This is a genomic window from Amnibacterium kyonggiense (assembly GCF_004364555.1).
GTDB classification, from domain to species: domain Bacteria; phylum Actinomycetota; class Actinomycetes; order Actinomycetales; family Microbacteriaceae; genus Amnibacterium; species Amnibacterium kyonggiense.
In genome coordinates this window covers 212,380-224,840 of the sequence record NZ_SOAM01000001.1, presented here as the reverse complement: position 1 = coordinate 224,840, position 12,461 = coordinate 212,380, and the positions used below count along the sequence as shown (strand labels likewise).

Here is a 12,461-nt window from a genome sequence, read left to right as displayed (position 1 = left end):
TCATGGTGTGCGCATACCGCGGTCAGGTGCACTGCAGGGACCGATGGTCGTCCGATCGGCTGCCCGACGCGACCTCGGCACGACGACACGATCCCGGCCCGACCACTGGAGGATCCCGATGACCGAACCGCTGCCCGACGGCACCCGACTCCTCCACATCGGCCCCGCGAAGACGGGGACGACCAGCCTGCAGAGCGGGTTCCACCACAACCGCGAGGCGCTCGCGGCCCACGGCGTGCACTACGCGGGCAGGGGTTCCCAGCCTCGCGCCGCCGCCGGCGCGGTCGCCCTCGGCCGCCGCATCGCGGGTCACCACTCGGGGCTCGAGGCCTGGCCGAAGCTCGTCGACGAGGTGAACGGATCGACCGCGCGGATGGTGGTGATCTCGAGCGAGACCTTCGCCCGGGCGAACGACGCGCGCGCGAAGGACGTGATCGACGCGTTCGGCGCGGGCCGCACCCACGTGGTCATCACCATGCGACCCCTCGTCGACATGCTGTCGTCCTCCTGGCAGCAGTACGTGCAGACCGGTTCGCGGACCTCCTACCCGAAGTGGCTCGAGTCGATGCTGCTGCGCGAGGACACGCTGCACGGCTCCCAGCCCGAGTTCTGGCAGAAGACCCGGGTCGACGCGCTCGCGCGGCGGTGGGCGACGCTCGTCGGACCGGAGCGGGTGACGGTCGTGTCGCTCGCGGACGCGCCGCGGGACTTCGTCCTCCGCACCTTCGAGACGCTCACCGGCCTCCCGGACGGCACGCTCGTGCCGGACCCGAAGTCGGACAACGTGTCCCTCAGCCACCCGCTCGCCGAGGTCGTCCGGCGCTTCAACGAGCGCTTCCACAGCCTGCCGGGATCGAGCGCCGACGTGCAGGCCGTGCTCATCGAATTCGGCGCCATCCGCGCGCTGCGCGAGCACCCCGAGCTGCTGCGCTCCGACCAGCGCATCGAGGTGCCGCAGTGGGCCGCCGACCGGGCGGGGGAGCTGATGGCGGACATGGTGGCCGGTGTCCGGGACGCCGGCGTGCGGACCGTCGGCGACCTCGACGCCCTGGTGGCGCCGTCGCGTGCGCCCGTGCCGACCGTCGAGGACCCCTCCACGGTGAGCATCGACGCGGCCGCCGAGCTGCTCGTCGGCATGATGACCGCGTCGGCGCACGGCATGCCCCGCTTCGACTCGATCACCGGGCGGGCGCCCGCCGACCTGAACGGCGTCGGCACCCGCGAGCTCGTGACCTACACCGCGCGGCGGCTCGTCACGCGGACCCGGGAGCGGCTGCGGTCGCGCTGATCGCGCTCGGAAACATCCCCGACACGGGCGGCGACGATCATGCCCGGATGCCCTCCGATCCGCGTCCTGGGACCACCGCACGCGTACCGCTGCCCGTCGCCGAGCTGCACCTGCACGTCGAGGGGGCGCTCGGCCCGGACCTGCTGCGGTCCTTCGCGCGCCTCAACGGGTTCGGGACCGCCTTCGACGGCACCGACCCGGAGCCGGAGTTCGTGGACCTCCAGTCCTTCCTGGACCGGCGGGACGGCGACCTGGCCGTGCTGCGGACGGAGGAGGACTTCCACGAGCTCGGCGCGGCCTACCTGCGCGCCGCCCGCGCCGCGGGGGTCGTCCGCGCGGAGTCGTTCATCGACCCGATGGTGCACCTGCAGCGCGGCGTGCCGGTCGAGGCGGTGATGCGCGGCTTCGGATCGGCGTTCGCCGAGGCGCGCGCGACCGGCATGTCGTGCGACCTGATCGTGTGCTTCACCCGCGATCTCGGCGCGGAGGCCGCGGAGGCGACGCTCGACGCGGTCTTGCCGTTCCGCGAGCACTTCATCGGCGTCGGCCTCGACTCCGCCGAGGTCGGCTGGCCGCCCTCCCTGTTCCGGGACGTGTTCGCGCGTGCGGCGGCGGACGGGCTGCGACTCGTCGCGCACGCGGGCGAGGAGGGCGGACCCGACTACGTGCGCGAGGCCCTCGACGTCCTGCACGTCGAGCGGATCGACCACGGGCTGCGGGCGATGGAGGACGCCGAGCTCATGGCCCGGATCGTCGACGAGAGGATCGCCCTGACGGTGTGCCCGCTCTCGAACGTCGCCCTCCGTGCGGTGCCGCGGATGGAGGACCACCCGCTGTTCGCCATGCTCGAGCTGGGCGCGCGCGTGACCGTCAGCAGCGACGACCCGGCGTACTTCGGCGGTCAGGTCGACGCGAACCTCGAGGCCCTCCGCGCCGCGGGCGCCACCGAGGCGCAGCTCGAGACGCTCGCGCGGAACTCCTTCGACGCCGCGTTCGTGGACGAGGCCGAGCGGCGCGCGCTGACGGCGCTGCTCGACGAGGCCGTCGCGTCGCGCGCGGCCGCGCCCGAGCGCTCCTGAGCCGGCGGCCGCGGGCGCGGCTCGCATCCTGCTGTGCTTGGCTGCCGGACGGCCCCGCGCCTGCACGGCGCACCGGCGGGTCGAGGACGAGGGGGCTGCGATGAGCAGGGCGACCAGGGTGACGGACCGCTGCACGTTCCACGGCGAGGGCGTGTTCTGGGACGAGCCCCGTGGCCGCGTGCTGCTCGTGGACATGCTCGCGGGCGCCGTCGTCGAGCTCGGACCGGACCTCGTGCCCGCGCGGCACGAGTTCGGCGGGATCGCCGCCGTGATCCGCCGCCGCGACGCCGGCGGGTACGTGCTCGCGGTCGAGCGCGGCTTCCGGTTCCTCGACGACGACCTCGCGCCGACGGGCGAGGACCTCCCCGTGTTCGAGGACGCCACGGTCCGCATGAACGAGGGCGGCTGCGATCCGCAGGGGCGCCTCCTCGTCGGCTCGATGGCCTACGACGCGGCGACCGGTCGCGGCACGGTCTACCGGCTGGACGCCGACCGCTCCGTCACGCCCGTGCTCCGGGACGTGACCATCTCGAACGGGCTGCAGTGGTCGGCCGACGGCGGCACCGCGTTCTACGTCGACACCCCCACCGACACGGTGTGGCGGTTCCACTACGACGGGTCCGACGGGACCTTCCACGACCGTGAGCCGTTCATCGACCTGTCGGAGGAGCAGGGGCACCCGGACGGGATGACCATCGACGAGGAGGGCGGCCTCTGGGTCGCCATGTACGGCGGCTGGGCGGTGCGGCGCTTCGACGCCGACGGCACGCCGACGGAGGTCGTCGAGGTGCCCACGCGCGACGTCACCTGCCCGGCGTTCGGCGGCGTCGACCGGTCCACGCTGTACATCACCACCTCCCGCGACGGCTGGGGCGAGGAGCACGCGGAGCCGGAGGCGGGCTCGGTCTTCGCCCTGGAGACCGGGGTCCGCGGGGCGCGACAGCACGCCTACGCCGGCTGACCCTCCCGGATCCGCAGTTCCGTCGCGGATCCGCACTTCTCAGCCGACACGCCGCGTTCGGCGGGTCGACGCGCGGCGTGTCGGGCCGTTTCTGCGGATCCGCGGAGCCACACGCGCTCGAGGACGTCGACGACCCAGGTCGTCGCGCGGATCGCCTGGTTCTGCGTGAAGCGGAGCGGCGGCGTGCCGAACTGCGCGATCGTCGCGTCGCGGACGTGATCGCGCTCCACCGCGGCCGCACCGGCGTGCGTCTCCATGCCGTCGAGGGAGATTTGCGGATCCGCGGCAGAACTGCGGATCCGGGAGGTCAGCGGGGGAGGGCGCCGTCCACGCGCTGCGGCACCGACCACGGGTTCGCGTCCTGCAGCGGCTCCGGGAGGAGCGCCTCCGGCAGGTCCTGGTAGGCGACCGGGCGGAGGAAGCGCTCGATCGCCGCGGTGCCCACGCTCGTCGTGGTGACGGCGGTCGTCGCCGGGTAGGGGCCGCCGTGCTGCTGCGCGTACGTCACGGAGACGCCCGTCGGCCAGCCGCCCCACAGGACCCGCCCGGCACGCTCGGCGAGCACGTCGAGGAGCGCGGGAACGACCTGGTCGTCCGGGTCAGCCTGCACGGTCGCGGTCAGCTGGCCGTCGAGCGCCCGCGCGGCGGCGAGCAGCTCCTCGTCGTCCGCGTACTCGACGACGAGCGCGGCCGGGCCGAAGACCTCCGCCGTCAGCGGTCGCGGGTCGGCGACCACCTCCGCCGCGCTCGTGCGCAGCAGGGTCGGCGTCGGATCGTCGTCGGGGTCCACGGTCCCCTCGAGCAGCTCGACGACCTCGTGCGACGCGAGCGTGCGGAGCGCCGAGCCGTACCCGGAGCGGATGCGGTCGTTCAGCATCGGCGCGCCCGCGACGTCGCGCAGTCGCTCGACCACGAGCCCGGGGATCGCGGAGTCGGCCGGCACGAACAGCAGCCCGGGCTTCGTGCAGAACTGCCCGACGCCGAGCGTCATCGAGCCGGCGAACCCGGCCGCGATCTCCTCGGCCCGCGCGGCCGCGGCACCGCCGGTCACGAAGGCCGGGTTGGTGCTGCCGAGCTCCCCGTAGAACGGGATCGGCGTCTCCCGCCCGCTCGCGAGGTCGAACAGGGCGCGGCCGCCGCGGAGCGAGCCGGTGAACGCCCCGGCGGTGATCCGGGCGTCCGTGATCAGCGCCCGGCCGGTGTCCTGCCCCTCGACGAGCGCGAACACGCCGGCCGGGGCACCCGCGCCCTCCAGTGCGGCGACGAGCACCTCCGCCGTCGCGTGCGACAGCCGCGGATGCCCCGGGTGCGCGACGAGGACCACCGGGCAGCCGGCCGCGAGCGCGGACGCCGTGTCGCCACCCGCGACGGAGAAGGCGAACGGGAAGTTGCTGGCCGCCCAGACGGCGACCGGGCCGAGCGGCACGAGCATGCGCCGCAGGTCCGGGCGGGGACCCATGCCCCAATCGGCATCGGCGTGATCGATGACGGCGTGAAGGTATGCCCCGGCCTCGATCTCCTCGGCGAAGAGCCGCAGCTGGAACGTCGTCCGCTTGAGCTCGCCGGTCAGACGGGGCGGGGGCAGCCGGCTCTCCTCCTGCGCCAGCGGCAGCAGCCGGTCGGCGGCCGCGTCGAGGGCGTCCGCGCCCGCGCGCAGCCAGCCCGCGCGCTCGGCCGGGGGCCGATCGCGCAGCACGCCGGCCGCGGCGACCGCCGCGTCGAGGACCCGGTCGAGCTGCTCCGGGGTCGTGTCGGTCATCGCTGTCCTCCCGTTGCGCGGCCGCGGAGGTCGACACCGACCTCGCGGACCGGGTTCTCCAGCACGCCGACGCGGTCGACCGTCACGCGGACGACGTCGCCCGCGGCGAGCGTGAACGACTCCGGTGGCACGATCCCCGTCCCGGTCAGGAGGATCGCACCCTGCGGGAACGGCATTGAGGCGAAGAGCCATGCGCCCAGGTCCTCCGCCGTCCGGGTGATCGACGACGTCGAGGTCGTGCCCTCGAACACGATCGCGTCGTCGCGCTCGATCTCGAGCCGGATGTCGAACGGGCCCTCGACCGCCCACACGGGGACGATCGCCGGCCCGAGCGCGCACGCCGCCTCGTAGACCTTCGCCTGCGGCAGGTAGAGCGGGTTCTCCCCCTCGATCGAGCGGCTCGACATGTCGTTGCCCGGGACGTAGCCGAAGAGCTCGCCCCGGCTCGTGAACACGAGCCCCAGCTCGGGCTCGGGCACGTCCCACGCCGAGTCGACGCGGATGCCGACCGGCTCGCCCGGACCGACGACGCGTCCGGCGGGCGCCTTGAAGAACAGCTCGGGCCGCTCGGCGGCGTAGACCCGGTCGTAGATCGACGCCTCCGTCGACTCGGCCATCCGCTCGTCCCGGCTGCGCTCGTAGGTCACGCCCGCCGCCCAGACCTCCTGGAGGTCCACCGGCGCCACGACGGCGAACCTGTGGTCGACGGGCCGGGCCGCGTCGACGCGGACGCGGGCCTCCTCGAGCGGCAGCGCGAGCAGGTCGGCGAGGCCGCCCTCGACGAGGTGGTCGACGCCGTCGCGGCGGACGACCCAGCGGTCGCCGCCGCTCGTGCGGGCACGGCGGATCGCCCCTTCGGGCACCGCATCGGGACTCACCGACGACCTCCGATCCGCCCGGCGGCGGCGCACGGGCCCGCCCAGCCTCGCGCATCCGCGCCGAGCGCGCACCGGGAGCCCTGGCCCTCCGGCGCGTCGCGTCGAAAGGTGTCGAAACTCTCCGAAACCGTTGCAGCCGCGAGCGAAAACGTTTCTCCTTCTCGGCAACCGCCGCCGAAGTCGGCCCCGGTCACGATGAAGTCGACCACTGCAAGGAGCACGTCATGTCCCTCCACCCGCCCGCCCGCCGACGCCGGGCCGCCACGCTCGCCGCCTCTACGACGCTCGCCCTCGCCCTCATCGCCGGGGGAGCGCTCAGCGCCTCCGCCGCGACCGAGGGCACCGGCGGTCAATCGCTGCGCGCCCTCGCCCAGCGATCCGGTCTCCGAATCGGCACCGCGATCAACACCGACCAGCTCGGCTCGAACGCCCGCTACGACGAGATCGCCGCCTCCCAGTTCAGCTCCGTGACGCCCGAGAACGTCATGAAGTGGGACGCGATCGAGCCCCAGCGGGGGAAGTTCGACTACGCCGCGGCGGACGAGCTGATCCGCTTCGCGAAGCAGCACCACCAGCTCGTCCGCGGCCACACGCTCGTCTGGTACAACCAGCTGCCGCAGTGGCTGACGGACATCGGGCCGAGCCTCACGACGAAGCAGGCGACCGCGATCCTGAAGCAGCACATCTTCGACGAGATGACGCACTTCAAGGGGAGGATCTGGCAGTGGGACGTCGTGAACGAGGCGTTCAACGAGGACGGCACGCTCCGCGACAACCTCTGGCTGCAGAAGATCGGGCCGAGCTACATCGAGAAGGCGTTCCGCTGGGCGCACCAGGCCGACCCGAAGGCGCTCCTGTTCTACAACGACTACAACATCGAGTACGGCGGCCCGAAGCAGGACGGTGCGTACGCCCTCGTCAAGGGGCTCGTGAAGAAGGGCGTGCCGATCGACGGCGTCGGCTTCCAGACGCACCTCGACACGCAGTACGACATCCCGGACCTGCGGACGACCATGCAGCGCTTCGCGAAGCTCGGGCTGAAGACGGCGGAGACCGAGGTCGACGTCCGCACCACCCTGCCCGTCACGTCGGTCGAGCTGTCCGCGCAGAAGGCCGGCTACAGCGAGACGCTGCAGGCGTGCCTCCTCGTGAAGGCCTGCATCTCGTACACGGTGTGGGGATTCGGGGACGCGTTCTCGTGGATCCCGGGCGTCTTCCCGGGTGAGGGCGCGGCCGACATCTACGACGAGCACCTCGTCGCGAAGCCGGAGTACACGTCGCTCCAGACGGTGCTGCGCACCGCGAACGGCGTCCCGCGCCGCTGAACCCGCCCGCCGGGATTCACCGATACGGAGATTCGGCCTGCCGGATCTCCGTATCGGTGAACCCGTTCAGTGGGACTCGCGGGAGACCTCGCCGCCGCTCGCGCCCAGGAGGAAGTCGAGGTCGGCCCCCGTGTCCGCACCCTGGACGTGGTCGATGTACAGGCGCTCCCAGCCGCGGGTCGCGGTCGCGTAGCCCTGCACGAGCGCGGCGGAGGGCTGCCGGCGGGCGAGCTCCTCGTCCGGCACATCGAGCACGATCGACCGGTTCGGCACGTCGAGCACGATCTCGTCCCCGTCCTGCACGAGCGCGAGCGTGCCGCCCGCCGCCGCCTCCGGGGCGACGTGGAGGACGACCGTGCCGTACGCCGTCCCCGACATGCGGCCGTCGCTGATCCGGACCATGTCCCGCACCCCGGCGGCCAGGATCTTCTGCGGCAGGGGGAGGTTCGCCACCTCCGGCATGCCCGGGTAGCCCACCGGGCCGCAGCCGCGCAGGATCAGCACCGAGTCGGGCGTGACGTCGAGGTCCGGGTCGTCCACGCGGGCGTGGAAGTCCTCGATCGAGTCGAACACGATCGCCTTGCCGCGGTGCTGCAGCAGGTGCGGGGACGCGGCGGACGGCTTGATGATCGCGCCGTTCGGCGCGAGGTTGCCGCGGAGCACCGCGATGCCGGCGCCCGCGGTGTCCTCGGTCGCGGCGGGGATCAGCGGCGCCTCGCGCGAGGCGATCACCTCGCCGTCCCAGATCGGCCGCTCGTCGAGGTACTCGACGAGCGGCCGTCCGGTGACGGTGATCGGCGTCGGGTCGAGGAGGTCCCGCACCTGCGCGAGCACGGCGAGCAGGCCCCCGGCGTTGTAGAGGTCCTCCATCAGGAAGGCGCCGGACGGCTGCAGGTTCACGAGCAGCGGCACCCGGGCACCGACCTCGTCGAAGTCGTCCAGGGTCAGCTCGATGCCGAGCCGGCCGGCGATCGCCATCAGGTGGATGACCGAGTTCGTCGACCCGCCGCAGGCGGCGATCGCCGTGATCGCATTGAGGAGCGAACCGCGGGTGATGACGTCGCCGATCGTGCGGCCCTCGCGCACCATGTCGACGATCAGCCGGCCGGTCGCCTGCGACGCCTCGAGCAGTCGGGCGTCCGGCGCGGGGGTGCCCGCGACGCCCGGGATGGTCATCCCGAGCGCCTCGGCCATGACCGCCATCGTCGACGCGGTGCCCATGGTGTTGCAGTGCCCCTTGCTGCGGATCATGGAGCGGTCGGAGGCGAGGAACGCCTCCTTCGACAGGGTGCCGGCCCGCACCTCCTCGCTGAGCTGCCAGGTGCCGGTGCCGCAGCCCATCCGCTGCCCGCGGTACATCCCGTTCATCATCGGGCCGCCCGGCACCACGACGGCGGGGATCCCGACCGACGCGGCCGCCATGAGCAGGGCGGGGATGGTCTTGTCGCACCCGCCGAGCAGGACCAGGCCGTCGATGGGGTTGGCGCGGAACATCTCCTCCATCGCCATCGCGGCCATGTTGCGCCAGAGCATCGCCGTCGGCTTGACCAGCGTCTCCCCGAGGGAGACGACGGGGAGGTCGAGGCCGATGCCGCCCGCCGAAGCGACCCCGAGCTTCACCGACTGCATGACCTCGTCGAGGTGCATGTTGCAGGGCGTGAGGTCGCTCGCGGTGTTCGCGATCGCGATCTGCGGCCGCTTCCCGTCGAACGCGTCCTCCGGGTAGCCCCGCCGCATCCAGGCGCGATGGATGTACCCGTCCCGGCCGTCCCCGTCGCCGTACCCGTACCAGTCGTCGCTCCGCAGCCGCTGCTCCGAGCGCCCGCCGATGTTCTCCGCAACCATGCGATCCCCTCCTACGGCACCAGGATGCCGCGGCCCGCGGCGCCCTGCCGCAGCTCCGTGTACGCCTCGTTCACCTGATCGAGCGGCCGCCGCGTCCCGATCAGCTCGTCGAGCGGCAGCCGACCCGACAGGTACAGGGCGAAGATCCGCGGCAGGTCGATCCGCGGGCTGCTCGAGCCGTAGAGCGACCCGACGATCCGCTTCTGCCGCTGCACCAGCTCGTTGATCGGCACCGGGAAGGTCGCGTCGGCGCGCGACAGCCCGATCGCGACGAGCGTCCCCTCCGGCGCGAGCGAGGCCACGCCCTGCTGCATGGTCGTGGGGGCGCCGACCGCGTCGATCACCCAGGGCGCGCCCTCGCCCGTCAGCTCGAGCACGCGGGCGACGACGTCCTCCCGGCCCGCGTCGATCACCTCGGTCGCGCCGAAGCGCCGGGCGAGCTCGAGCTTGGCGGGATCGAGGTCGACGACGATCACCGGGGAGGCGCCGACGAGGTGCGCGCCCATCACCGCGGCCAGACCCACGCCGCCGGCGCCGATGACCGCGAGCGGGCGGCCGCCGGGGGAGTCGACCGCGTTCAGCACCGCGCCGACGCCGGTAATCACCGCGCAGGCGGCGATCGCGGCGACCTCGGGCGGCACCCCGTCGGGCACGCGGGTCGCACTCGTCTCGGACACGACGACCCGCTCCGCGAAGCAGGAGACGCCCATCAGGTGGTGGATCCGCTCGTCACCGCCCCGCCCGTCGGGCCGGTGCAACCGCGTCGTGCCGTCGACGAGCCCGTTCGTCTGCGCGAACACCCGCCCGTACCGGCAGAGGACGGGGTTGCCGCGGACGCACGCGTCGCACTCGCCGCAGCGCGGGCGCCAGAGCAGCGCGACCCGGTCACCGACCGCGACACGGGCGCCGGCGCCGGGCCCGAGCGCCTCGACGATGCCCGCGCCCTCGTGCCCGACGACGATGGGCAGCCGCGCCGGCAGGTCGCCGGTCATGTAGTGGAGGTCGCTGTGGCAGACGCCTGCCGCCTCGATCCGCACGCGCACCTCGCCGGGACCGGGCTCATCGAGCTCGACGTCCTCGACGCCGAGCGGCTCGCCGGGCACGCGGAGGACGGCGGCCCTCATCGGCGGTCCTCGTCCACGCTCATCGCCTCCTTCGTCCCGGCCGGACCGTGGATGTGCGGGGCGGCCGCACCCCCGCGGCGGCGCGGTGGTCGAAGCGTCGAGCCTGCCACGCGCAGCGAGGCCCCGGTGCCGGAGCACCGGGGCCTCGCGTGCCGATCGGTCGGGTCAGGCCTCCACGGCCTGCTGCTGCGTCGCGCCGGCGTTGACCTCGATCTTGCGAGGCTTCGCGCGCTCGCTCACCGGGATGGTCACCGTGAGCACGCCGTTCTCGTACGTCGCGGCGATGTGCTCGGTGTCGATCCCCTGGCCGAGGCTCAGCTGACGGAGGAAGCTGCCGCCGCGCCGCTCGTGGGCGAGCCACTTCACGCCGTCGACGTTCCGCATGGTCCGCTCCGCGCGGATGGTCAGCAGCTGGCCGTCGACGTCCACGTCGACCGAGCCCGGGTCGATGCCGGGCAGGTCGGCGCTGAGCACGTAGTGATCGCCGTCGCGGTACAGGTCCATCGGCATCAGCTGCGGGCCCTGACGGGTGTCGAGGAGCGCGGACGCGACGCGGTCCAGCTCGCGGAACGGGTCGAAGTTCATGGCCATCGAAATCGTCCTTTCCGAGGTGCGAGATGAGAGTTCCGAAGTTGAGCGGATCACGCTCAACGCGAGGAAATTTAGCACTCGGAAGGGGAGAGTGCCAACATCTGATCGCTGAGGATCTCCCTGCGGCGCCGTCGACCGGTCAGGCCTGGGCGGCCGCGGGGATCAGTCGCGCCACGGCGGCCGAGAGCTCGCGGGCGGCCGCGAGGCCGTCGCGGACGGCGGTGCCGTCGGGCGTCCGCACGTCGCGGAGGGCGATGCGGGCGGATTCGGGGTGGAGTCGGGTGTCGCGCACGGGTCCGCGCCTCTCGGAGAGGCCCGCCTCCGGCGGTCGGCGGGGGGTCCGGCCGCCGGAGCGGGATTGCTCGGTGCCGGTTCGGGCCGGCAGCCGGACGGGTATCCGGCGTCCGCGGCTGGGTCCGCGGTGCTGACGACGGTAGGACAGACCGATCTGTCTGTCCTACTCCCCAGAACGGGGCGGACCCGTTCGGGGAGGTCGTCCCTCGGAGTCAGCGGTCGAGCTCGACCCGCGGGTGCGGCCCGTCCCAGGTCACCGGCGCGAGGTGCAGCTGCCGTCGCGTGCCGGCGGCGTCCCACGCGTGGTACGCGGTGATCCACGAGCCGTCCGCGAGCTGGAGCAGCGAGTTGTGCCCGGGGCCGTCCAGCCCGGTCAGCGCACGGCTGAGCAGCAGGGGCGCCTCCCCGCCCGCGTGCGTCCACGGGCCGGCCGGCGACGGCGCGGTGGCGTAGGAGACCCCGTAGTCCGGGCCCTCCCACGAGCCGCCCGAGTAGATCAGCGCATAGGCGTCGCCGCGCCGGACGACCGTCGGTCCCTCGAGGGTGTGCCAATCGAAGGTGCGCCCGTACATGGCGCGGTCCCGCTCGTAGATCTGCCAGTCCGCGTTCGGCGCGAGCACGGGCACGACCTCGTCGTCGAGTCGCGTCGGGCTCAGGAGGCGCCGCATCGCGAGGTGGGTGCCGGGCCGCTCGGCGTCGAGGACGTCGTGCGCGTAGTAGAGGTAGCGCGCGCCGTCCACGTCGGTCAGCACGGTCGCGTCGATCGCGAACGGCTCGTCGGGCGTGAGGTTCACGCCCTGATCGACGAACGGCCCGGTCGGGGCGTCCGCCCGCGCGACGCGGAGGTGGTGCCCGGCGATGTCGAACCCGGCGGAGTAGTACATCCACCACGCCCCGTCCGCCTCGACGACCTCCGGGGCCCAGAGCGTCGTGCCGAAGGATCCGTCGACGTCGAGCACCGGCCCCGCGTCGCTCCAGGTGCGCAGGTCCGGGGAGACGAGGCCGCGCAGCGCCGCGCCGGACTCGACCGCGACGGGGCTGGTGGCGTAGCCGACGTAGCCGTCGTCGGTCCTGATGAGGAAGGGGTCGGCGAAGTCGCCGTCCCAGACGGGTTCAGCGGACACGGCGGCGCTCGACGACGAGGGGCTGGGCGGGCATGGCCCCAGCGTCCCATCCCCGCGCCGCTCGTCCGCACACGAGCCCCGGAGAGGAGTCCGCAGCGGATCCGACCGATCGCGGCGGCGCGTCCGTCGTGCCATCATTCGAACGCGGTCGCTCAGCACCTGAGGGGCCGCCGGTCCGCGAAGCGATCGGAGG

General features: G+C 73.3%; 12 protein-coding genes. 4 read left to right on the top strand and 8 right to left on the bottom strand.

Annotated elements, in window-relative coordinates; translation table 11 throughout:
• The first annotated feature begins 118 nt into the window (after positions 1 to 118).
• From CLV52_RS01240 to CLV52_RS01230, 3 genes are all read left to right on the top strand, one after another.
• The gene (locus CLV52_RS01240) at positions 119 to 1,288 is read left to right on the top strand and encodes a hypothetical protein (RefSeq protein WP_133764112.1); all 1,170 of its coding nucleotides are present in this window, start codon (positions 119 to 121) and stop codon (positions 1,286 to 1,288) included.
• Positions 1,289 to 1,335: 47 nt separating this feature from the next.
• Positions 1,336 to 2,367 (top strand): adenosine deaminase, encoded by a 1,032-nt coding sequence (add, locus tag CLV52_RS01235; RefSeq protein ID WP_133764110.1) that lies wholly within the window; start codon positions 1,336 to 1,338, stop codon positions 2,365 to 2,367.
• 100 nt (positions 2,368 to 2,467) lie between these two features.
• The gene (locus tag CLV52_RS01230) at positions 2,468 to 3,328 is read left to right on the top strand and encodes an SMP-30/gluconolactonase/LRE family protein (RefSeq protein WP_133764108.1); all 861 of its coding nucleotides are present in this window, start codon (positions 2,468 to 2,470) and stop codon (positions 3,326 to 3,328) included.
• Here CLV52_RS01230 and CLV52_RS01225 read toward each other — a convergent pair.
• From CLV52_RS01225 to CLV52_RS01215, 3 genes are read right to left on the bottom strand one after another with little or no spacing between them, the layout of a single operon-like run.
• Positions 3,316 to 3,585, bottom strand: a complete 270-nt coding sequence (locus tag CLV52_RS01225; RefSeq protein WP_133764106.1) for a hypothetical protein — start codon at positions 3,583 to 3,585, stop codon at positions 3,316 to 3,318. The two genes, CLV52_RS01230 and CLV52_RS01225, sit on opposite strands and share 13 nt — an antisense overlap.
• Before the next feature lie 50 nt (positions 3,586 to 3,635).
• A complete protein-coding gene (locus CLV52_RS01220) occupies positions 3,636 to 5,087 on the bottom strand; it encodes an aldehyde dehydrogenase (NADP(+)) (RefSeq protein WP_133764104.1) in 1,452 nt (483 codons plus the stop codon).
• A complete protein-coding gene (locus tag CLV52_RS01215; RefSeq protein WP_246017876.1) occupies positions 5,084 to 5,965 on the bottom strand; it encodes a fumarylacetoacetate hydrolase family protein in 882 nt (293 codons plus the stop codon). Before CLV52_RS01215 ends, CLV52_RS01220 begins: the two co-directional genes overlap by 4 nt.
• A 224-nt stretch (positions 5,966 to 6,189) precedes the next feature.
• On the opposite strand from CLV52_RS01215, the gene CLV52_RS01210 reads away from it, so the two are divergent.
• Positions 6,190 to 7,290 carry an endo-1,4-beta-xylanase gene (locus CLV52_RS01210; protein WP_133764102.1) on the top strand — a complete coding sequence of 367 codons (1,101 nt, stop codon included), beginning with the start codon at positions 6,190 to 6,192 and terminating at the stop codon, positions 7,288 to 7,290.
• A gap of 66 nt (positions 7,291 to 7,356) precedes the next feature.
• Here the strand turns inward: CLV52_RS01210 and CLV52_RS01205 are convergent, their stop codons facing one another.
• The 5 genes from CLV52_RS01205 to CLV52_RS01190 all read right to left on the bottom strand — a co-directional run bounded on the left by CLV52_RS01205 (position 7,357) and on the right by CLV52_RS01190 (position 12,268).
• Positions 7,357 to 9,135: a dihydroxy-acid dehydratase gene (locus CLV52_RS01205; RefSeq protein ID WP_133764100.1), complete on the bottom strand. Its 1,779-nt coding sequence runs from the start codon at positions 9,133 to 9,135 to the stop codon at positions 7,357 to 7,359.
• An 11-nt stretch (positions 9,136 to 9,146) separates the two neighbouring features.
• Complete coding sequence (locus CLV52_RS01200; protein ID WP_133764098.1) at positions 9,147 to 10,259, bottom strand: zinc-binding dehydrogenase; 1,113 nt, start codon at positions 10,257 to 10,259, stop codon at positions 9,147 to 9,149.
• 165 nt (positions 10,260 to 10,424) lie between these two features.
• Entirely contained in the window at positions 10,425 to 10,850 is a 426-nt protein-coding gene (locus CLV52_RS01195) for an Hsp20/alpha crystallin family protein (RefSeq protein ID WP_133764096.1), read from the bottom strand.
• A 139-nt stretch (positions 10,851 to 10,989) separates the two neighbouring features.
• Positions 10,990 to 11,142: a hypothetical protein gene (locus tag CLV52_RS18220; RefSeq protein ID WP_162850665.1), complete on the bottom strand. Its 153-nt coding sequence runs from the start codon at positions 11,140 to 11,142 to the stop codon at positions 10,990 to 10,992.
• A gap of 214 nt (positions 11,143 to 11,356) precedes the next feature.
• Positions 11,357 to 12,268 carry a glycoside hydrolase family 43 protein gene (locus CLV52_RS01190; RefSeq protein WP_162850664.1) on the bottom strand — a complete coding sequence of 304 codons (912 nt, stop codon included), beginning with the start codon at positions 12,266 to 12,268 and terminating at the stop codon, positions 11,357 to 11,359.
• Between the last annotated feature and the right edge of the window lie 193 nt (positions 12,269 to 12,461).